This window comes from Microbacterium sp. LCT-H2 (assembly GCF_001866135.1).
Classification (GTDB): Bacteria; Actinomycetota; Actinomycetes; order Actinomycetales; family Microbacteriaceae; genus Microbacterium.
Genome location: NZ_MODW01000002.1, coordinates 26735 through 45883 on the forward strand (window position 1 = coordinate 26735; position 19149 = coordinate 45883).

Sequence of the window (19149 nt, forward strand, 5' to 3'; positions counted from 1 at the left end):
ACGCCCCACACTTCGAAGGAGCAGTCATGGCCATGGCCGAAGTTCTCACCCCTCGCACGTCCCCTGTCGCCCCGACGCGCACGTTCGGCACCGCTCCCTCCTACGACACCCCCGCGATGGCGGAGCTCGCCGCCTGGGTCGAGGAGATCCGCGCGCTGACGCAGCCGGACGCCGTGCACTGGGTGGACGGTTCGCGCGCCGAGAACGACTGGCTGCTGCGCGGACTCGTCGATGAGGGCAAGCTCATCAAGCTGAACCCCGAGTGGCGTCCCGGCTCGTACCTGGCGCGCTCGCACCCCAGCGACGTCGCCCGCACCGAGGCCCGCACCTTCATCGCCTCGGAGCGCGAGGAGGACGCCGGCCCCACCAACAACTGGGCCGACCCCGCCGAGATGCACGCGAAGATGGACGAGATCTTCGAGGGCTCGATGCGCGGCCGCACGATGTACGTCGTGCCGTTCTCGATGGGTCGCGTCGGCGGACCACTGTCGCACATCGGCGTGCAGATCACCGACAGCGCCTACGCGGTCGCGTCGATCGGCATCATGACCCGCGTGGGGGACGAGGTCACCCGCCAGATCGCCGAGGGCGCGCCCTGGGTCAAGACGGTGCACTCCGTCGGCGCTCCGCTGGAGGCGGGCGAGCCGGACGTCGAGTGGCCCTGCAACGACGACAAGTACATCGTGCACTTCCCCGAGACGCTCGAGGTCTACTCGTACGGCTCGGGCTACGGCGGCAATGCGATCCTCGCGAAGAAGTGCTTCGCGCTGCGCATCGCGTCGGTGATCGCCCGGGACGAGGGCTGGCTCGCCGAGCACATGCTCCTCATCCGCGTGATCGACCCGCAGGGCAAGGCGTACCACGTGGCCGCCGCGTTCCCGTCGGCCTGCGGCAAGACGAACCTCGCGATGCTCCGCCCGACGATCCCGGGGTGGAAGGTCGAGACCCTCGGCGACGACATCGCCTGGATCCGTCCCGGCGAGGACGGACGGCTCTGGGCGATCAACCCGGAGGCCGGCTTCTTCGGCGTCGCGCCCGGCACGGGTGAGTCGACCAACGTCACCGCGGTCGAGACGCTGTGGGGCAACACGATCTTCACCAACGTCGCGCTCCGCCCCGACGGCGACGTGTGGTGGGAGGGCCTGACCGACGAGGCGCCCGCGAGCCTCGTCGACTGGGAGGGCAACGACTGGACGCCCGACTCCGGCCGTCCCGCGGCGCACCCCAACTCGCGCTTCACGGTGTCGGCGGCCCAGTGCCCGCAGATCTCCGAAGACTGGGAGGAGGCCGTGCCGCTCGACGTCATCCTGTTCGGCGGGCGCCGCGCGAGCAACGTGCCGCTCGTGGTCGAGGCCACCGACTGGACCCACGGCGTGTTCCTGGGCTCGAACATCTCCTCCGAGCGCACGGCGGCGGCCGAGGGCACGCTCGGCGAGCTGCGCCGCGACCCCTTCGCGATGCTGCCGTTCTGCGGCTACAACATGGCCGACTACTTCGGTCACTGGCTCAAGGTCGGTCGCGGCCTGCGGTTCGACCGTGCGCCGCGCATCTTCCAGGTGAACTGGTTCCGCCGTGGTGCGGACGGCCGGTTCCTCTGGCCCGGCTTCGGCGACAACTCCCGCGTCGTCGACTGGATCATCCGCCGCGTGGCCGGCGACGTGCCGGCGGTGGACAGCCCCATCGGACGCCTGCCGCGCGTGGAGGACCTCAACCTCGACGGCCTCGACATCCCCGCGGAAGACCTCGACGAGCTCTTCTCGGTCGACCCCGAGGCGTGGAAGGCCGAGGCCGACCTCACGGAGGAGTTCTACGACACGTTCGGCGACCGGGTGCCCGCAGCTCTGCGCACCGAGCTCGCGTCGCTGCGCTACCGCCTCGCGAAGGCCTAGCCCCCAGACCGGTGCCGGTTCGGGGGAGCCGGCACCCTCGGCCTCCGGGTCGAGATAGACCCGCGAAGGCGGGGCATCAGAGACGAACCCATGGCTGAGTGGTCTCCGACGCCCCGCCTTCGTGGCACCCACTTCCGCCGAGACCCCGGTTTCGCGTCGAGACCCCGCCCCGCATACGTGCGGAAGGCGGGGTCTCGGCGGAAACGCGGGGTCTCGGCGGTGGACAGAGGGGGGAGAGGGGGGAGTTAGGCGAGGAGCTGGTGGCGGGCGAGGTCGCGGTAGAGCGGGGTCGACTCCACGAGCTCGGCGTGCGTGCCCTGTCCGACGACCACGCCGTCCTGCAGCACCACGATGAGGTCGCTGTCGACGACGGTGGACAGACGGTGCGCGATCACGACGAGCGTGCGGTCGGTGGCGACCGCGTCGATGGCCTCGCGCATGCGCTGCTCGTTCACGCCGTCGAGCGACGAGGTCGACTCGTCCAGCAGGAGGATCGGGGCGTCCGTGAGGAGCGCCCGGGCGATCGCGAGCCGCTGCCGTTCGCCGCCGGAGAGCATCACGCCGTCCTCGCCGACCGGAGCATCGACCCCGAGGGGGTTCCGCTCCAGCACGTCGCCGAGGTTCACGGCGCGGAGCACGCGCTCGCAGTCCGCATCGGTGGCGTCGGGGGAGGCGAGCCGCAGGTTCTCGGCGAGGGTGCCGGCGAGGGTCGGGGCGTCCTGCTCGACGTAGCCGAAGTGGGCGCGGAGCTCGTCGCGCGCGTAGGTGCGGGTGTCGTGTCCCTTCAGACGGATGGAGCCGCCCGTGGGGTCGTAGAAGCGCTCGATGAGGGAGAGGATGGTGCTCTTCCCCGCCCCGCTGGGGCCGACCAATGCCACCCGTGCCCCCCGGGGGACCGCGAAGGACACCCCGCGGAGCACGTCGTGGTCCTGGGGGTCGGGGGCGGCATCGGCCTGCTCCAGGTGCGCGTCGGCGAGCAGGGTCTGCGCCTCTCGCGCGGCGGCGCGGCGGGCCGCGACGACGTTCTCCGGGTAGCGGAAGCGCACGTCGCGGAACTCCAGGACCGGGGCGTCCGCACCGGGCTCCTCGTCGCGGGGGAGGGCGGCGGCGGTGGCCGCGTCGTCCTGGGTCTCGGTGGGCAGGTCGAGCACCTCCTGGATGCGGCCGAGCGCGCCGAGGGCCTGGTTGACGGAGGTGATCGCGCCGAATGTCGAGGCGAGGGGCATCACCAGCAGGAAGAGGAACATCACGAACGAGATGAGGGCCGCGATCGAGATGGCTCCCGCGGCGACGCGGAAGCCGCCCACGCCGAGCACGACGAGCAGGGAGAGCTGGAGGGCGATGCCGGCGACCGGCACCACGAGCGAGGAGATCTTCGCGATCCGCACGCCGATGCCATAGGCCTCGGAGGCCCGCTCCGTCACCGCCGCGGTCTCCCGCTCGGTCGCGCCGGAGGCCCGGATGGTGCGGATGGAGCCGACGGCCCGCTCGACGCCCGAGGCCAGCTCGCCGACCTTCTCCTGCTGAGCGGTGGACGCCGTGCGGATCCGGCCGCTGAGGGCGACGACGACCACGACGGAGACGCCGATCACCACGACGATGAGCAGCAGCAGCACCGGGTCGATGAGCAGCATCGCGATGAGCGCCCCCGCGAAGAGCACGACGTTGCCGACCGCGTCGGCGAGCCCCTGCGTGAGGACGGCGTAGAGGAGCGTCGTGTCGGTCCCGACGCGAGAGACGAGGTCGCCGGTGCGCCGGGCGTCGAACTCGGACGTCGGCAGGTGCAGGATGCGGGCGATGAGCTTGCGGCGGCTGGAGTACACGACCGCGGTGCCGGTGCGCTGCAGCAGATAGTGCTGGAAGCCGGAGATGATCGACGACACGATCACGAAGCCGACGAGCAGCCACACGAGCACGCCGATCGTGCCGTCCGATTGCACGGCTTCGATGACCTGGCCGACGAGGAGGGGCTGCACGAGCGAGGTCGCGGCGCCGAACACGCTGAGGACGGCGACGACGACGAGGGTGCGCTTGTGCTCGAAGAGGAAGGGCAGGAGCTGGCGGAAGGTGGCGCGGGGCCCGTCGGCCGGTGCGCCCCGTCCGCGTCGGCGTGCTGTCGCCGTGCGGGACATGGGGGACCTCGATCTGGAGATGGTACTTCGACCGTACTCGGGGGACGGTCGTTTCCTATGGGGCGGCTGTATGGGCTCAGGTGCGGCCGAAGCGCCGATGTGCCGCCTGCTTCGTGACGCCGAGGGCGCTCGCGATCGCCTGCCACGAGTAGCCGCTCGTGCGGGCGCGACGGACCTGGGCCTCTTCGGCGCGGGCGAGCTCCTTGCGCAGCGCGGCCAGGCGGTGGAGCTCGGCGAGGGGTTCGCCGCCCTCGGCCGCGGCGATGGTGGTCGGTTGAGACATGGGGACCTCCTTCGCGTCAATATTCGTTGACGCGGCGGGCCCCTGTCAAGGAGCGTTGACGAGCACGTTGACTATGTCGCGCGCGAGCTGGAAGACCTCGTCCGGTACCGCAGCAATGCGCAGGTTCTCAAGGCGTCCCGGGCACGGGCGCGCGCCGCCGGCGTCTCCCTGACGCGTGAGAGCATCCTCACCGCCCGTGATCGCGAACGGGACGAGCGCGAGTGAGCGGGACGTCGGAGGCGGTCGCGCTCGATGCCTCGGCCGCGATCGAGGCACTGCTCGGCGAGGAGGTCTGGTCGCACGGCGAGGAGTTCCATGCACACACGGGTCTCGACATCGAAGTCCTGTCCGTGCTGCGCCGACTCACGATGCTGTCCTCGATGCCGGCACACGCTGCCCGCGAGGCTCTCGATGCATTCGGGGCGCTGCAGATCACCCGCCATCCGCTGCGCCGGCTCATCCCGCGGATCTGGTCGCTGCGCGGTGACGTCTCCGCATACGACGCCGGTTATGTCGCGCTCGCGGAGGCCCTCGACGTCCCGCTGCTCACGGCCGATCGCCGGCTGGCGAAGACGGCGGGGCGGTACTGCGACGTCGTGGTGCTGTGAGCCTCTGGCCAGGAAGACGAGAACGGCTGCACCCCGCGGGAGTGCAGCCGTTCGTTTCGTCGTTCGGTCGGCCTAGAGCTCGACCGCGGAGGCCAGACCGAGGTCGTCCTCGTAGTCGTGGTCCTTCGTCTCCGGGGTGAAGATGAGCGCGATGAACGTCAGCACCGCCATCGACGACAGGTACAGTCCCACGAGCCACGGCTCGCCGCCGACAGCCGCCCACAGGGCCACCGCGATGAACGGCGCCACGGCCGCACCGAGGATCGACGACACGTTGTACGCGATCGCGGAGCCGGAGTAGCGCACGTTCGTCGGGAAGAGCTCCGGCAGGAGCGCCCCCATCGGCCCGAACGTCGTGCCCATGAGCATGAAGCCGAACACGAGGAAGGCCTGGGTGAGGGCCCCGGTGAACTTCGGGTCCGCCTGCGGGAGCAGGAAGATGTTGAACGACAGGCCGAAGACGACGATGAGTCCGGTGACCCACAGCAGCAGCTTGCGGCGTCCGATCGCGTCGGCGATCGGCCCGGACAGCAGCGTGAAGATGCCGAAGAACACGACGCCGATGATCTGCATGAGCACGAAGTCCGTGTAGCCGAAGCCGAGGCCCGGGTAGAACTGCGCCGCGAACGCGCTCGGGTCGAAGTCTTTTCCGGTGGCTTCCGCCGCAGCACGGGCGGCGGCCGAGGCGGTCTCGAGGTCGGCGGCCTTCGTGCCGTAGGTGAGCGTGAAGTTCGTCATCAGGTAGAACAGCACGTAGGTCGCCAGCATGATGAACGTGCCGAGGATGAGCTGCTTCCAGTGGTGCCGGAACACGGTCGCGAGCGGGAGCTTGCGGATGGCCCCGGTCTTCTCCGCCTTCTTGAACGTGTCCGACTCGACGAGCCGGAGCCGCACCCACAGGCCGATGATGACCATGACGGCGGAGAACAGGAACGGCACGCGCCAGCCCCAGGAGAGGAAGGCCTCCGACTTCAGCGCCGGGTCCTCCGGGTGGGGGAGCGCGAAGTTGATGGCGAGGAAGATGCCGTTCGCGATGATGAAGCCGAGCGGCGCGCCCAGCTGCGGGAACGAGCCGTACCAGGCGCGCTTGCCCTTCGGGGCGTTCTCGGTGGCCACCAGCGCCGCGCCCGACCACTCGCCGCCCAACGCGAAGCCCTGGGCGAGACGGAGGATCAGCAGGAGCAGCGGGGCGACCCAGCCGATCTGCTGGAAGGTGGGCAGGAGGCCGATCACGAAGGTCGCGATGCCCATGGTGAGGAGCGATGCGACGAGGGTCGCCTTGCGCCCGAACTTGTCGCCGAAGTGCCCGAAGATCACGGCACCGATCGGGCGGGCGACCATCGCCGCGCCGAAGACGGCGAACGACGACAGCAGCGACGCAGTGTCGTTCGTGCTCGGGAAGAAGAGCGTGGGGAAGACGAGCACGGCTGCCGTCGCGTAGACGTAGAAGTCGTAGAACTCGATGGTGGTGCCGACGAGGCTCGCGGTGATGACGCGCGAGCGGGGGTTCGCGGGCGTGGTGGCGGTGCTCAAGGGGTCTCCGATCCTCCGCCGGTATACCAGCGGACTCGGGCGAGTCTACGCCTTCCTGAGAGTTGGCTGGACGTTCATGACGCGAGGGTGCCGAGCGCGTCGGTGCCGCCGCGTAGAGTCGGGGAAGACCGGCCGGAGGGGGACCATGACCACGCGGATGCTGCTCCTCGCCGACACGCACGTCCCGAAGCGGGCGAAGCGGCTGCCGGACGCGGTGCTCCAGGCGATCGACGAGGCCGACGTCGTCGTGCACGCGGGGGACTGGGTCGATCTCGCCACCGTCGAGCTGCTCCAGGCCCGCGCGCGTGTGCTCCACGGCGTGCACGGCAACAACGACGGCCCCGAGATCCGCCGGGTGCTGCCGGAGATCGCGCGGTTCACCGTGGAGGACACCGCCGTCGCCGTCGTCCATGAGACGGGCGCCGCGACCGGGCGCGAGAAGCGGATGGACCTGGCCTTCCCCGACGCCGGCCTGCTGGTCTTCGGGCACTCGCACATCCCCTGGGACACCGTGACGCCGAACGGGCTGCGCCTGCTCAACCCGGGCTCTCCCACCGACCGGCGACGGCAGCCGGTGCACACGATGATGCACGTCGTGGTCGACGGGCGCGATGTCGAGGCGACCCTGGTGCCGCTCCGATGACGGACGACGGAGCCGACGGGCCGATCGCCTACCGGGCGCCGATGCGCTCGCGCGACGACGCCGTCGCCCCGGGGGTCGCGGTCGAGCGGGCGCTCGCCGGCGGGGTGTGCGGCATGGGCGGGCGGCTCGACCGCGAGCCCCGCTCCCTGACCGCGGCGCTCGCGGCCGTCGATGCCCGTCATGGCGAGCGAGCGGCGCGGCGGCTGGAGCGGTTCGCGGCGCTTCCGACGGGAACCCTCGTCTGGACGCGGGACGTCGACGGGTACTTCTGGCTCGGGACGCTGACGGGGCCGTGGCGCTACGACGACGATCCGGCGGCGGCGGCGGCAGACCTCGTGCACGTGCGCGACTGCACCTGGTCCTCGCGCCCGGTGGCAACCGCCGACGTCCCGCCGGGCGTCACGGCCACGTTCGCCCGCGGCGGACGCAACGGCCAGCGCATCCGGACGGCCGGGGCCGCGGAGCAGTCAGCCGCACTCTGGGAGCGCGGCGTCCGCTGATCCGCGCCTCAGCGCCAGATCGCGGCGATGGCCGCGTTGACCGCGGTGAGGATGCCCACGAGCCAGAAGATCGCCGGCGGCACCACCTGGTCGCGCTTCTGGCGCGCCGTCCCGATCCCGAGCAGGGCGCCGATGGCGAGGAGGATGACGAGCTTCGTGCCGATCTTGGCGTAGTTCATCTCGACGCCTTCGGGGAGGCCCCACGGGGCGGCGAGGGCGAGGCCGGCGACTGCGGCGATCGTCATGCCGATGGTCATCAGACGCGTGAACACCCGCTTGCCGCCGAACGCCTGCGCCGCCCAAGCTCCGAAGAGCACGGCGAAGCCGATGAGGTGGACGAAGAGCACGATGTGGCGCAGGGTCTCCATGCCCTCACCGTACGAGAGTGCGGCGTTCCGCGCCACCAAGGCACGCCTGACCTCGCGCCCGCGATCGGGCGCGAGGTGGAGGGAGTCAGCCGCGCAGCTCGCGGATCACGAGGGCGGTGCGCAGCGCCGCGTCCGCGGCCTCCGCGCCCTTGTCCTCCTTCGAGCCCTCCAGGCCCGCGCGGTCCAGTCCCTGCTTCTCGTCGTCGAGCGTGAGCAGCCCGAACCCGACCGGCTTACCGGCATCGAGGGAGACCCGGGTGAGGCCGTCCGTCGCCGCCGCCGAGACGTACTCGAAGTGCGGCGTGCCGCCACGGATGATGACCCCGAGGGCGACCACCGCGTCCGCACCGCCGGCGAAGGCGGCCTGTGCGGCCACGGCGAGCTCGAACGAACCGGGCACCCGCACGAGCCGATGCGTCGCCCCCGCCTCGTCGAGTACCCGCTGCGCACCGGCGATCAGGCCGTTCGAGATCACCTCGTGCCAGGTGCCGGCGATCACGACGACCTCCAGCCCCCGCCCGTCGATGTTCCCCGTCTTCGGTGCTCCGGCGCCGCTCATTCCTCGTCCTTTCCTGCCGCGAGAGCCTCGGCGAGCTCTGCCTCGCCGATGATGTGGCCCATGCGGTCGCGCTTGGTCTCCAGATACTGATGGTTGTTCGGGCCCACGCCCACGATCAGCGGCACCTGCTCGACGACGTCGAGGCCGAGCTCGCGCAGCTTGTTCACCTTGTCGGTGTTGTTGGTGAGCAGCCGGACCTTCGAGACGCCGAGGTCGGTGAGGATCCCGGCCGCTGCCGCGTAGTCGCGGGCGTCCGCCGGGAGGCCCAGCGCCAGGTTCGCGTCGACGGTGTCCAGGCCGTCCTCCTGCAGGCTGTAGGCGCGCAGTTTGTTGATGAGCCCGATGCCCCGACCCTCGTGCCCGCGCATGTAGATGACGATGCCGCCCTCGCGGTCGATCGCGTCCAGCGCGGCGTCGAGCTGTGGCCCGCACTCGCACTTCTGGGAGCCGAATGCCTCGCCGGTCAGGCACTCGGAGTGCACGCGGACGAGCGCGGTCTCGGTCGGCTCGCCGGACACGACCGCGATGTGGTCGGTGCCGGTGACGCGGTCCTTGTAGGCGAGGAAGCGGAACCTGCCGTGGTCGGTGGGCACGGTGGCGTCGGCACGGAGGCTCACGCGGCGTCCGCGCTGGGCGGCCGGTGTCGCTCCGTCCGGGTCGATCTCGTTGAGATGCGCGATGAGCTGCTCGATCGTGATGACCGGCACACCGTCGCGGGCGCCCAGTTCGAGGAGCCCGGGAAGCCGCATCATGCTGCCGTCCTCGGCGACGACCTCGGCGATGGCGCCGACGGGCCGGAGGCCGGCGAGCTTCATGAGCTCGACCGCGGCCTCGGTGTGGCCGCTCCGCTCGCGAACGCCGCCGTCGACGGCCCGCAGCGGCAGCACGTGGCCGGGGCGGATGAGGCTCGCAGGGGTCGAGTCGGGGTTCGCGAGCACGGTGAGGGTGCGGGCGCGGTCGCTCGCGCTGATCCCGGTCGTCACGCCCTCCGCGGCGTCGACGCTCACGGTGTAGGCGGTGGAGCGGGCGTCCTCGCTGGCCGCGACCATCGGCGGGAGGTTGAGGCTGTCCGCGAGGTCGGTGGGCATCGGCGCGCAGAGGAAGCCGGACGACCAGCGCACCGTCCACGCCACCCATTCGGGGGTGGCGAGCTCGGCGGAGAGGACGACGTCCCCCTCGTTCTCGCGGTTCTCGTCGTCGGCCACGAGCACGGGCCGGCCGGCGCGCAGCGCCTCCAGGGCCTCGGGGATGGTTGCCAGGCTCATCGCGAGCCCCCTTCCGGTGCGGCGCGGAACGCGAGCAGCCGCTCGACGTGCCGCGCGAGGATGTCGGTCTCCAGGTTCACGCGGTCGCCGACCGCGCGGGTGCCGAGGGTGGTCGCCGCCAGGGTCTCCGGGATGAGCGACACCTCGAACCAGTGCCCGCCCCGGGACCCTGAGCCGTCCGGGGTCCCTGAGCCTGTCGAAGGGGTCGCAGGGCTCACCGCGCTCACGGTCAGCGAAGTGCCGTCGACCGAGATGGAGCCCTTGTCGACGACGAGCGGCGCGAGGTCGTCCGGAAGGCTGATGCGGAGCACGCTCCACTCCGCGCCCGGGCGCACCTCGAGCACGACACCGGTCCCGTCGACGTGGCCCTGCACGATATGCCCGCCGAGCCGCGCACCGACGGGCATCGCCTTCTCGATGTTGACTCTCGTGCCGACGGTCGCCGTGCCGAGGGCCGCGACGTCGAGCGTCTGCTTCATGACGTCGGCGTCGAAGGTCTCCGCGGTGGAGCCGACGACGGTCAGGCAGACGCCGGAGACCGCGATCGACTCCCCGTGCACGGCGTCGGCGGCCGCCTTCGGGGCGCGGACCGTGAGCCGCCAGCCGTCGCCCGCCTCGGCGATGGCGGTGATCTCGCCGATCTCCTCGATGATTCCGGTGAACATCAGAGGCTTCCCTCCTTCTCCGGGCCCGTGTGGTCCGGGTCGTCCGCGTCCGCAGGATGCGCGATCGCGAGCAGGTCTGCGCCCAACGGCAGCCACTCGTCCACGACGAGGCGACGTGCCTGGTCGATCGAACGGACACCGATGTCGGTCACGGCCAGGCGGCTCCCGCCCAGGAGGACCGGGGCGACGTAGGCGAGCACACGGTCCGCGAGTCCGGCGGCGAGGAACGCGCTGGCGAGCGTCGGGCCGCCCTCCACGAACAGCGTCTGGATGCCGCGCGCGTGCAGCGCGGCGAGGACCGCCGACAGGTCGTGCGTGTCGAAGAACAACGGCGTGTGCGGATGGCGGTGCACCGCCGCATCCGCAGGGGTGGGCCGGGCGCCGATCACGACCGGGACGGGCTGATGCGGGAGGAGCTCGTCGCCGGCGCGGGCGGTGAGCGCAGGGTCGTCGGCGAGCACGGTGCCGGTGCCCACGGCGATGGCGTCGGCCTCGGCGCGTCGCCGGTGCACGTCGGCACGCGCCTCCGGACCGGTGATCCACTGGCTGGTGCCGTCGTCCGCCGCGGCCCTGCCGTCGAGGCTCTGCGCCCACTTCACGGTGACGTGCGGACGGCCGCGCCGCGCCGCGAAGAGCCAGTCGCCGATCAGCGCCCGCGCCTCCTCGGCCCGTTCCCTGGCTTCGACGCTGACGCCCGCGGCGCGCAGCCGCTCTGCGCCGCCGCCGGAGACCTCACCCGGGTCGTCGAGGGCGTAGACGACCCTGGCCACCCCGGCCTCGATGAGCGCGAGCGCGCACGGACCGGTGCGACCGGTGTGGTTGCACGGTTCGAGGGTGACGACCGCGGTCGCGCCGCGTGCAGCGCCAGGGGCGAGCTTCGACAGCGCGTCGACCTCGGCGTGCGGAGTGCCGGAGCCCCGGTGCCAGCCCTCGGCCAGCACCTCGCCGTCGGGGGAGAGGAGCACGGCGCCCACCTGCGGATTGACTCCGCGGGGGCCTCGGGTCGCGAGGGCGAGCGCGCGATCCATCGCGCGGCGCTCTGTCGCGGTCACTGCCATCCGTCGTCCTCTCTGCGGCCTCGGGGTCGCTGCAGGGTGGCGGAACGGACGCACGCGCGTGCGCCTCGTGCTGCCTCCCTTCCGGACTAGCGAGGTGTCCCTCGCATCACCGTCGGTTCCGGAATTCCACCGGATCGGCATCCCGATCACTCGGAACGCTCGCGGACTGTCACCGCCGGTTCGGATTCCCACCGACCCCGGAGCACGTTGCTGCTCTGAGTGTACTCAACGCGTCCGCGCCCGTTTCATTCCGTGGCAGGGGGGCGGTCCCCGCCCCTCACTTGAGCAGGCGGGAGAGCCGCCGGTCGGCGAGCACCTTGCCGCCGGTCTGACAGGTGGGGCAGTACTCCAGGGAGCGGTCCGCGAAGAAGACGCTGCGCACCTCATCGCCGCAGACCGGACACGCCTCGCCCCGGCGGGCGTGCACCCGCATGCCGCGGCGCTTGGCGTCCTTGAGGTCAGCCGGAGGTTTGCCCGCGGCGGCCGCGACGGCCTCGGCGAGGGTCTCCTGCATCGCCGCGAACAGGCGGTCGATCTCGGCGTCGTCCAGCGTGCCGGCGATCGCATACGGCGACATGCGGGCCGCGTGCAGGATCTCGTCCGAGTAGGCGTTGCCGATGCCCGCGATCACGCCCTGGTCGCGCAGCAGACCCTTGATCTGCATCCGCCGGTCGTCCAGCAGCGCGGCGAAGGCGTCGCGCGTGAAGGACGGATCGAGCGGGTCGGGGCCGAGCCGCGCGATGCCGGGCACCTCGGCGGGGTCGCGGACCACGTACACGGCCAGCGACTTCTTCGTCCCGGCCTCGGTCAGGTCGAAGCCGCTGCCGTCGTCGAGAGCGATCCGCAGCGCGATGGGCGACTTGCCCGGCTTGAGGAGCGTGGTCGGCAGGGTGTCGTACCAGCGCAGCCATCCGGCCTTCGCCAGGTGGAAGACGAGGTGCAGCTCGGACCCGCAGGAGAGCACCACGAACTTGCCGCGACGCTCCGCCCCGGTGATCGCCGCGCCTTCCAGCGCCGAGATCGGCGGGTCGTAGGTCTTCAGCGCGGCGATCGCGGCCACGGAGGCACGGGTGATCGTGCGTCCGGTGGTGCGCTCGCCGAGGAACGCGACGAGTCCTTCGACCTCCGGCATCTCAGGCATGCAGCCATCCTGTCACCGGGGTCCGACGCTGTCACGCGTCGGTCGTCCGTTCAGAGCACCGGCCACTCGACCGGCGTCCGGTCGTCGTCGCGCAGCAGCCCGGCGAGCCAGCCGTCGTCCCGTCCGCGCTGGCTGGTGAGTCCCTGACGCATGGTGCCCTCGAAGCGGAAGCCGAGGGCGCGGGCCGCGCGGGCGGAGGGGATGTTGCCCACGACGGCCTGCCAGCGGATGCGGGCGAGGCCGAGCTCCGCGAAGCCCCAGTCGAGCACGGCCCGCGCGGCCTCGACGAGGTAGCCGCGGCCGCGGGCATCGGCGACGACCCAGTAGCCGAGCTCGGCGTGGCCGCCGGCCGCGTGCTCGACGATGTGGTGGAGCCCCACCATGCCCACGAGCGCGCCGTCGGCGTAGACGCCCCAGACGGTCTGCGAGCCGTCCTCCCACCACTGCTCGACGAGGGCGACGAAGTCCTCCGCGTCCTGCCGGAAGTAGGGGGAGGGCACCGTCGTCCACCGCGCGATCTCCGGGTCCTGGCAGGCCTCGGTGATCGCGTCGACATCCGCCTCCGTCGGGGCATGGAGGACGAGTCGTGCGGTGGTGAGGGTGACCGGAAGCATCCCTCCAGCCTAAGACGCTCGACCCGGCCCCTTCGGTTCGCCCCGGCCCCTTCCGCGCGTCCGTAACGGGGTGGGAGGCACGGAAAGGGGTGGGAGGGGAGGAAGCCGACCGCAGTGTCCGTGGGCGCGATTAGGCTTGTCCGGTGACTGTTCCGGGGATTCTGCGCGCCTTGGAAGAGGCGTCTCTGTATCGTGACGCTCTCGCCTGGGCGCACACCGACGCCGACCTCGGCCTGGTCGACGGGCTCGACGCGCCCGTGCTCGCCGGCCTGCTCGCCCAACGCGCGGCGGCCGGCCACCCGGCGGCGCTGCTGGCCGTCGTGCCAACGGGGCGCCGGGCGGAATCGGTGGCGCAGGCCCTGGAGACGTACGTCCCGGACGCCGAGGTGCTCACCTTCCCCGCCTGGGAGACGCTGCCGCACGAGCGCCTCAGCCCGAGTCCGGACACGGTCGGCCTGCGACTGCAGACCCTGCGGCGCGTCGCCGAATGGTCCGGGGAGCGCCCTCTCGTGGTGGTGGCCTCCGTGCGCGCCGCGCTCCAGCCCATCGCTGGGAACCTCGGCGACATCGTGCCGCTGGAGCTGACGGTGGGCAGCCGCGGCAACGAGCTCGACCACGTCGCCGAGCAGCTCGTCGAACGGGCCTACTCCCGCGTCGACATGGTGTCGCGACGAGGCGAGTTCGCGGTCCGCGGCGGCATCCTCGACGTCTTCCCTCCCACGTCGGAGCACCCGTACCGCGTGGAGTTCTTCGGAGACGAGATCGATCAGATCCGCGCGTTCTCCGTGGCGGACCAGCGCTCGCTCCCCGGCGACGTGCCGCGCGTCGACCTCCCGCCCAGCCGCGAGCTCCTGCTCACGGCCGAGGTGCGGGAGCGCGCCAGGGCGTTGATCGGGGGCTTCCCCGCCATCAGCGGCATGCTCGAGAAGATGGCCGAGGGCATCCCGGTCGAGGGCATGGAGTCGCTGCTGCCCGCGGTCGCCGGCCCGCTCAAGTCGCTCGTCGAGTACCTGCCCGAGGGCACGGCGACCGCCGTCATCGACCCGGAGCGCTCGACCGCCCGCGCCCTCACCCTCGGCGAGACGAACCGCGAGTTCCTCGACGCCGCCTGGAGCGCGGCGACCTCTGGGGCCTCGGCCCCCATCGACCTCGGCGCCGGCGACTTCCTCACCATCGCCGACCTGCGCGAGGTCGTCCGCGACCGCGGCGGCGTGTGGTGGCGCCTGAGCCCGTTCGGGATCGGCGACGCGACCGTGGAGAGCGTCGAGGCGGCCACCGTCATCCCCTCCTTCCACGGCAACGTCGACGGCGCGATCGCCTTCGTCGACGCGAAGGTCGCCGAGGGCTGGAGGGTGGTCGTGCTCGCGACCGGACACGGCCTCGTCGACCGCGCCCGCGACGTGCTGTCCGACCGCGGCATCGCGGCCCGGGTCGTCGAGACCATCGCGGACGCGCCGGACGCGGGGGTCGCGACCCTCACCGTCGGCGGCGTCGAGGCCGGCTTCCAGGTGCCGGAGGCGAAGCTCGCCGTCCTCACCGACAACGAGTTCTACGGCCGCACGATCGGCGGCGACCAGCGCGTCGTCAAGAAGCTCGCCTCCCGGCGGAAGAACGTCGTCGACCCGCTGCAGCTCAAGCAGGGCGACTTCGTCGTGCATGCGACGCACGGCATCGGCCGGTTCGTCGAGATGACCCAGCGCGAGGTCTCCACCGGCGGCCGCAACGCCGCGAAGTCCGTCCGCGACTACCTCGTGCTGGAGTATGCGCCGTCGAAGCGCGGCTACCCCGGGGACAAGCTGTACGTGCCCACCGACCAGCTCGACCTCCTGTCGAAGTACGTCGGCGGCGAGGCCCCGACCCTGTCGAAGATGGGCGGCAGCGACTGGGCGCAGGCCAAGGGCAAGGCGCGCAAGGCGGTCCGCGACATCGCCGTCGAGCTCGTCAAGCTCTACTCCGCCCGGATGAGCGCGAAGGGGTACGCCTTCGGCCCGGACACCCCCTGGCAGCGTGAGCTGGAGGAGGCGTTCCCGTTCGCGGAGACGCAGGACCAGCTGCAGACCATCGACGAGATCAAGGCCGACATGGAGCGGCCGATCCCGATGGACCGGCTGCTCTCCGGCGACGTCGGCTTCGGCAAGACCGAGGTCGCCGTCCGCGCGGCGTTCAAGGCCATCCAGGACGGCAAGCAGGTGGCGATGCTCGTGCCGACGACCCTGCTCGTCAAGCAGCACCTCGAGACGTTCACCGAGCGCTTCGCCGGGTTCCCGGTCAAGGTGCGGCCGCTGTCGCGGTTTCAGACCGACAAGGAGGCGCGGCTCACGCTGCAGGGCCTCCTCGACGGCTCGGTGGACATGGTGATCGGCACGCACCGCATCCTCACGGACCAGGTGCTGTTCAAGGACCTCGGCCTCATGATCATCGACGAGGAGCAGCGCTTCGGGGTCGAGCACAAGGACGCGCTGAAGAAGATGAAGACCAACGTCGACATCCTCGCCATGAGCGCCACCCCGATCCCGCGCACCCTGGAGATGGCGGTCACCGGCATCCGCGAGATGTCGACGCTCGCCACGCCCCCGGAGGACCGGCACCCGATCCTCTCGTTCGTCGGACCCCGCAGCGACAAGCAGATCGCCGCCGCCATCCGTCGCGAGATCCTCCGCGAGGGGCAGGTCTTCTTCGTGCACAACCGCGTGCAGTCGATCCAGCGGGTCGCGGCCGAGCTCGCCGAGCTGGTCCCCGAGGCGCGGATCGCCGTGGCGCACGGCCAGATGGGGGAGCACGCGCTGGAGCAGGTCGTCGACGACTTCTGGGAGCGCAAGTTCGACGTCCTGGTCTCGACCACGATCATCGAGACCGGCCTCGACATCTCCAACGCGAACACGATCATCATCGACCGCGCCGACAAGTACGGCCTCAGCCAGCTCCACCAGCTCCGCGGACGCGTGGGCCGCGGACGCGAGCGCGCCTACGCGTACTTCCTCTACGACGACATGAAGCCGCTGAGCGAGACCGCGGCCGACCGGCTGCAGACCATCGCGGTCAACAACGACCTCGGTTCCGGTATGCAGGTCGCCCTCAAGGACCTCGAGCTGCGCGGTGCCGGAAACCTCCTCGGCGCTGAACAGGCCGGGCACATCGCCGGGGTCGGCTTCGACCTGTATCTGCGCATGATCGGCGAGGCCGTCGCGACCTTCCGCGGCGAGGAGGTCGAGACCGGGCAGGAGCTCCGGCTCGAGCTGCCGCTCGACGCCCGCATCCCCGAGGACTACATCGACAGCGAGCGCCTCCGGCTCGAGGCCTACCAGAAGCTCTCCGCCGCCTCGGCCGCGACCGCGAAGGACGACGCCATCGACCTCGTGGTGGAGGAGCTCGTCGACCGGTACGGCACGCCGCCGGAGGAGGTCACCGGACTCGTTTCGATCGCGCGACTGCGGCGCCGGGCGGCCAGGGCCGGGCTCACCGACGTCGTGGCCATGGGGTCGAACCTGCGCCTCGCGCCCGCCCGCCTCGAGGACTCGATCAAGGTCCGGCTGCAGCGGCTGTATCCGAAGGCGAAGCTCGTCTCCGGCGGGGAGGCTCTCGTCGTGCCGATGCCCACGGTGCCCACGGCGGTCGGCGTGGGCGTGGAGCCGCTGCCCGACGCGGAGCTGCTCGCCTGGGTCGACCAGCTGTTCACCGCCATCTTCCCCGAGCCCGCCAAGCCCGAATGACCCGGTGGTGATGATCTCCGAAGTCGTGCACGCCGCAGACGCCGCGGGCTAGTCTGGCCGCATGTTGTACGAGCACCTCGGGGCTCGCCCCCGCATCCACGACACCGCCGTCGTCGCTCCCACCGCCGTCATCTCCGGCGACGTGGAGCTCGGACCGGGCTGCCAGGTGCTGCACGGCGCCGTGATCACCGCGGAGGGCGGCCCGATCACGCTCGGCGCGCACGTCATCGCGATGGAGAACGCGCTGATCCGGGCGACCGCGGCCAACGCCGTCCACATCGGGGCGCACACCCTCGTCGGGACACTGGCCAGCATCGCCGGGGCGACCGTGGGCGAAGAGGTGTTCTTCGCGTCCGGAGCCCGGGTCTTCAACGGGGCCCTCGTCGGGGACCGCTGCGAGGTGCGGGTCAACGCCATCGTGCATCGCCGGGCCGTGCTGCCCTCGGGGACGGTGGTGCCGATCGGGTGGGTCGCGGTCGGCGATCCGGTGCAGCTGCTCTCACCCGACCGGGACGCCGAGATCGCGGCCGCGCAGCCCGAGCTCGACTTCCCCGGACACGTCTTCGGCGTCGACCGGGACACTCCCGACCTCATGGTGCAGCTCACGGAGCGCTACGGCAGCTCCCTCGCACGGCACGCCGACGACCGCCAGGTCTGACCCCCACCCTTCGAATCGCCCGAATGGTCCCATCTCGGCCGGATGTGGGACCATTCAGGCGATTCGAACGGGTCAGATGACGCCCTGGGCGAGCATCGCCGCAGCGACGCGCTCGAAGCCGGCGATGTTGGCCCCCGCGACGTAGTCGCCGGGGACGCCGTGGCGCTCCGCGGCCTCGAAAGCGGCGCGGTGGATGTCGCCCATGATCTCGCGGAGCTTGTTCTCGCTGTCGCCGAAGCTCCAGCGCTGCCGCGACGCGTTCTGGCTCATCTCCAGGGCCGAGGTCGCCACACCGCCGGCGTTCGCGGCCTTGCCAGGGGCGAACAGCACTCCGGCCTTCTGGAAGGCCTCGACGGCCTCGGGGACGCACGGCATGTTGGCACCCTCGGACACGGCACGCACGCCGTTCGCGATCAGGGCCTCCGCATCGGCGAGGCTGACCTCGTTCTGGGTAGCGGAGGGCACCGCGATGTCGACGGGCACCTCCCACACGCTGCCGCTCTCCACGAACCGGGCGCTCGGGCGGCGGTTCGCGTACTCGACGATGCGGGCGCGCTCGACCTCCTTGAGCTGACGCAGCAGGTCGAGGTCGATGCCCGCGTCGTCGACGACGTAGCCGGAGGAGTCGGACGCCGTCACCGCGGTCGCGCCGAGCTGGGCGGCCTTCTGGATCGCGTAGATCGCCACGTTGCCGGAGCCCGAGATGCCGACGCGCTTGCCGTCGAGGGAGTCGCCGTGCACGCCGAGCATCTCCTGCGCGAAGAACACGGCGCCGTAGCCGGTGGCCTCGGTCCGCACCTCGGCGCCGCCCCAGCCGGTGCCCTTGCCCGTGAACATGCCGGACTCGTGCCGGTTGGTGACCTTGCGGTACTGGCCGAACAGGTAGCCGATCTCGCGGCCGCCGACGCCGATGTCGCCCGCGGGGACGTCGGTGTGCTCGCCGAGGTGCCGGTAGAGCTCGTTCATGAACGACTGGCAGAACCGCATGACCTCGGCGTCGGACTTGCCGTGCGGGTCGAAGTCGGAGCCGCCCTTGCCGCCGCCGATGCCCTGACCGGTGAGGGCGTTCTTGAAGATCTGCTCGAACCCGAGGAACTTGATGATCGACAGGTTGACCGAGGGGTGAAACCGCAGGCCGCCCTTGTAGGGACCGAGCACGGAGGAGAACTGGATGCGGTAGCCGCGGTTGACCTGCAGCTTCCCGGCGTCGTCGACCCACGGCACGCGGAACATGATCTGCCGTTCCGGCTCGACCAGGCGCTCCAGGATCCCGCCGTCCACGTATTCCGGGTGGCGCTCCAGCACCGGGGCGATGGAGTGCAGCACCTCGTGGACAGCCTGGTGGAACTCCGGCTCGTGCGGGCTGCGGGCCAGCACCGTGTCGAAGACGGGCTGCACGGAGTCGGCGAGCGGGTGGAAGTCGGTGGGGGTGGTGACGGTCACGCGGGAGGGCTTTCTGATGGGGGATGGGGTGCGGGCGATCGTGTCGCGCGCGAAAGCAGAGCCGGGTGAGGCGGAGGTTT

Annotated in this window: 17 protein-coding genes and 1 riboswitch; of the genes, 6 read left to right on the forward strand and 11 right to left on the reverse strand. The window is 71.4% G+C overall.

What is annotated here, in order from left to right; genetic code table 11:
* Positions 1 to 26 precede the first annotated feature (26 nt).
* Positions 27 to 1889, forward strand: coding sequence for a phosphoenolpyruvate carboxykinase (GTP) (locus BK819_RS04580; RefSeq protein ID WP_071328118.1), 1863 nt, complete (start codon positions 27 to 29; stop codon positions 1887 to 1889).
* A 245-nt stretch (positions 1890 to 2134) separates the two neighbouring features.
* Here the strand turns inward: BK819_RS04580 and BK819_RS04585 are convergent, their stop codons facing one another.
* Both BK819_RS04585 and BK819_RS04590 read right to left on the reverse strand, forming a co-directional pair.
* Positions 2135 to 4021 (reverse strand): ABC transporter ATP-binding protein, encoded by a 1887-nt coding sequence (locus BK819_RS04585; protein ID WP_071328119.1) that lies wholly within the window; start codon positions 4019 to 4021, stop codon positions 2135 to 2137.
* 76 nt (positions 4022 to 4097) lie between these two features.
* The gene (locus BK819_RS04590; protein ID WP_060923460.1) at positions 4098 to 4304 is read right to left on the reverse strand and encodes a hypothetical protein; all 207 of its coding nucleotides are present in this window, start codon (positions 4302 to 4304) and stop codon (positions 4098 to 4100) included.
* A gap of 221 nt (positions 4305 to 4525) precedes the next feature.
* Between BK819_RS04590 and BK819_RS04595 the strand changes: the two genes are divergently transcribed.
* The gene (locus BK819_RS04595; RefSeq protein ID WP_071328120.1) at positions 4526 to 4912 is read left to right on the forward strand and encodes a type II toxin-antitoxin system VapC family toxin; all 387 of its coding nucleotides are present in this window, start codon (positions 4526 to 4528) and stop codon (positions 4910 to 4912) included.
* 72 nt (positions 4913 to 4984) lie between these two features.
* Here the strand turns inward: BK819_RS04595 and BK819_RS04600 are convergent, their stop codons facing one another.
* On the reverse strand, positions 4985 to 6445 hold the full coding sequence (locus BK819_RS04600; RefSeq protein ID WP_071328121.1) for an MFS transporter: 1461 nt from the start codon (positions 6443 to 6445) through the stop codon (positions 4985 to 4987).
* Positions 6446 to 6590: 145 nt separating this feature from the next.
* On the opposite strand from BK819_RS04600, the gene BK819_RS04605 reads away from it, so the two are divergent.
* Together BK819_RS04605 and BK819_RS04610 are read left to right on the forward strand one after the other, a co-directional pair.
* Complete coding sequence (locus BK819_RS04605; protein ID WP_071328122.1) at positions 6591 to 7088, forward strand: metallophosphoesterase; 498 nt, start codon at positions 6591 to 6593, stop codon at positions 7086 to 7088.
* A complete protein-coding gene (locus BK819_RS04610) occupies positions 7085 to 7588 on the forward strand; it encodes a GAF domain-containing protein (protein ID WP_071328123.1) in 504 nt (167 codons plus the stop codon). The genes BK819_RS04605 and BK819_RS04610 overlap by 4 nt, the downstream gene beginning before the upstream one ends.
* A gap of 8 nt (positions 7589 to 7596) precedes the next feature.
* On the opposite strand, the gene BK819_RS04615 is transcribed toward BK819_RS04610, so the two are convergent.
* The 7 genes from BK819_RS04615 to BK819_RS04645 form a co-directional block, all read right to left on the reverse strand.
* Positions 7597 to 7956, reverse strand: coding sequence for a Fe-S protein (locus BK819_RS04615; RefSeq protein WP_071328707.1), 360 nt, complete (start codon positions 7954 to 7956; stop codon positions 7597 to 7599).
* Between the two features lie 85 nt (positions 7957 to 8041).
* Positions 8042 to 8515, reverse strand: coding sequence for a 6,7-dimethyl-8-ribityllumazine synthase (gene ribH, locus BK819_RS04620; protein ID WP_025103903.1), 474 nt, complete (start codon positions 8513 to 8515; stop codon positions 8042 to 8044).
* The gene (locus tag BK819_RS04625) at positions 8512 to 9780 is read right to left on the reverse strand and encodes a bifunctional 3,4-dihydroxy-2-butanone-4-phosphate synthase/GTP cyclohydrolase II (protein WP_071328124.1); all 1269 of its coding nucleotides are present in this window, start codon (positions 9778 to 9780) and stop codon (positions 8512 to 8514) included. Before BK819_RS04625 ends, ribH begins: the two co-directional genes overlap by 4 nt.
* The gene (locus BK819_RS04630) at positions 9777 to 10445 is read right to left on the reverse strand and encodes a riboflavin synthase (RefSeq protein WP_071328125.1); all 669 of its coding nucleotides are present in this window, start codon (positions 10443 to 10445) and stop codon (positions 9777 to 9779) included. The genes BK819_RS04625 and BK819_RS04630 overlap by 4 nt, the downstream gene beginning before the upstream one ends.
* Complete coding sequence (ribD, locus tag BK819_RS04635) at positions 10445 to 11503, reverse strand: bifunctional diaminohydroxyphosphoribosylaminopyrimidine deaminase/5-amino-6-(5-phosphoribosylamino)uracil reductase RibD (protein WP_071328126.1); 1059 nt, start codon at positions 11501 to 11503, stop codon at positions 10445 to 10447. The genes BK819_RS04630 and ribD overlap by 1 nt, the downstream gene beginning before the upstream one ends.
* Positions 11504 to 11567: 64 nt before the next feature.
* A riboswitch (FMN riboswitch) is annotated at positions 11568 to 11712 on the reverse strand.
* A 68-nt stretch (positions 11713 to 11780) separates the two neighbouring features.
* The gene (locus tag BK819_RS04640) at positions 11781 to 12644 is read right to left on the reverse strand and encodes an Fpg/Nei family DNA glycosylase (protein WP_071328127.1); all 864 of its coding nucleotides are present in this window, start codon (positions 12642 to 12644) and stop codon (positions 11781 to 11783) included.
* A 50-nt stretch (positions 12645 to 12694) separates the two neighbouring features.
* Positions 12695 to 13258 (reverse strand): GNAT family N-acetyltransferase, encoded by a 564-nt coding sequence (locus BK819_RS04645; RefSeq protein WP_071328128.1) that lies wholly within the window; start codon positions 13256 to 13258, stop codon positions 12695 to 12697.
* Positions 13259 to 13401: 143 nt separating this feature from the next.
* Here BK819_RS04645 and mfd point away from each other — a divergent pair, with 143 nt between their 5' ends.
* Together mfd and BK819_RS04655 are read left to right on the forward strand one after the other, a co-directional pair.
* A complete protein-coding gene (mfd, locus tag BK819_RS04650) occupies positions 13402 to 16968 on the forward strand; it encodes a transcription-repair coupling factor (RefSeq protein ID WP_071328129.1) in 3567 nt (1188 codons plus the stop codon).
* Positions 16969 to 17029: 61 nt separating this feature from the next.
* Positions 17030 to 17626, forward strand: coding sequence for a gamma carbonic anhydrase family protein (locus BK819_RS04655; RefSeq protein WP_071328130.1), 597 nt, complete (start codon positions 17030 to 17032; stop codon positions 17624 to 17626).
* 72 nt (positions 17627 to 17698) lie between these two features.
* On the opposite strand, the gene gdhA is transcribed toward BK819_RS04655, so the two are convergent.
* Positions 17699 to 19069 (reverse strand): NADP-specific glutamate dehydrogenase, encoded by a 1371-nt coding sequence (gdhA, locus tag BK819_RS04660; protein ID WP_071328131.1) that lies wholly within the window; start codon positions 19067 to 19069, stop codon positions 17699 to 17701.
* Positions 19070 to 19149 lie beyond the last annotated feature (80 nt).

Coding starts and splice junctions, on each gene's coding strand:
- BK819_RS04585 (WP_071328119.1), bottom strand. CDS start 4,021: ATGTCCCGCACGGCGACAGCACGCCGACGCGGACGGGGCGCACCGGCC.
- BK819_RS04640 (WP_071328127.1), bottom strand. CDS start 12,644: ATGCCTGAGATGCCGGAGGTCGAAGGACTCGTCGCGTTCCTCGGCGAG.
- BK819_RS04655 (WP_071328130.1), top strand. CDS start 17,030: ATGTTGTACGAGCACCTCGGGGCTCGCCCCCGCATCCACGACACCGCC.
- BK819_RS04580 (WP_071328118.1), top strand. CDS start 27: ATGGCCATGGCCGAAGTTCTCACCCCTCGCACGTCCCCTGTCGCCCCG.
- ribH (WP_025103903.1), bottom strand. CDS start 8,515: ATGAGCGGCGCCGGAGCACCGAAGACGGGGAACATCGACGGGCGGGGG.
- BK819_RS04610 (WP_071328123.1), top strand. CDS start 7,085: ATGACGGACGACGGAGCCGACGGGCCGATCGCCTACCGGGCGCCGATG.
- BK819_RS04605 (WP_071328122.1), top strand. CDS start 6,591: ATGACCACGCGGATGCTGCTCCTCGCCGACACGCACGTCCCGAAGCGG.
- BK819_RS04615 (WP_071328707.1), bottom strand. CDS start 7,956: ATGGAGACCCTGCGCCACATCGTGCTCTTCGTCCACCTCATCGGCTTC.
- BK819_RS04645 (WP_071328128.1), bottom strand. CDS start 13,258: ATGCTTCCGGTCACCCTCACCACCGCACGACTCGTCCTCCATGCCCCG.
- BK819_RS04625 (WP_071328124.1), bottom strand. CDS start 9,780: ATGAGCCTGGCAACCATCCCCGAGGCCCTGGAGGCGCTGCGCGCCGGC.
- BK819_RS04630 (WP_071328125.1), bottom strand. CDS start 10,445: ATGTTCACCGGAATCATCGAGGAGATCGGCGAGATCACCGCCATCGCC.
- BK819_RS04590 (WP_060923460.1), bottom strand. CDS start 4,304: ATGTCTCAACCGACCACCATCGCCGCGGCCGAGGGCGGCGAACCCCTC.
- ribD (WP_071328126.1), bottom strand. CDS start 11,503: ATGGCAGTGACCGCGACAGAGCGCCGCGCGATGGATCGCGCGCTCGCC.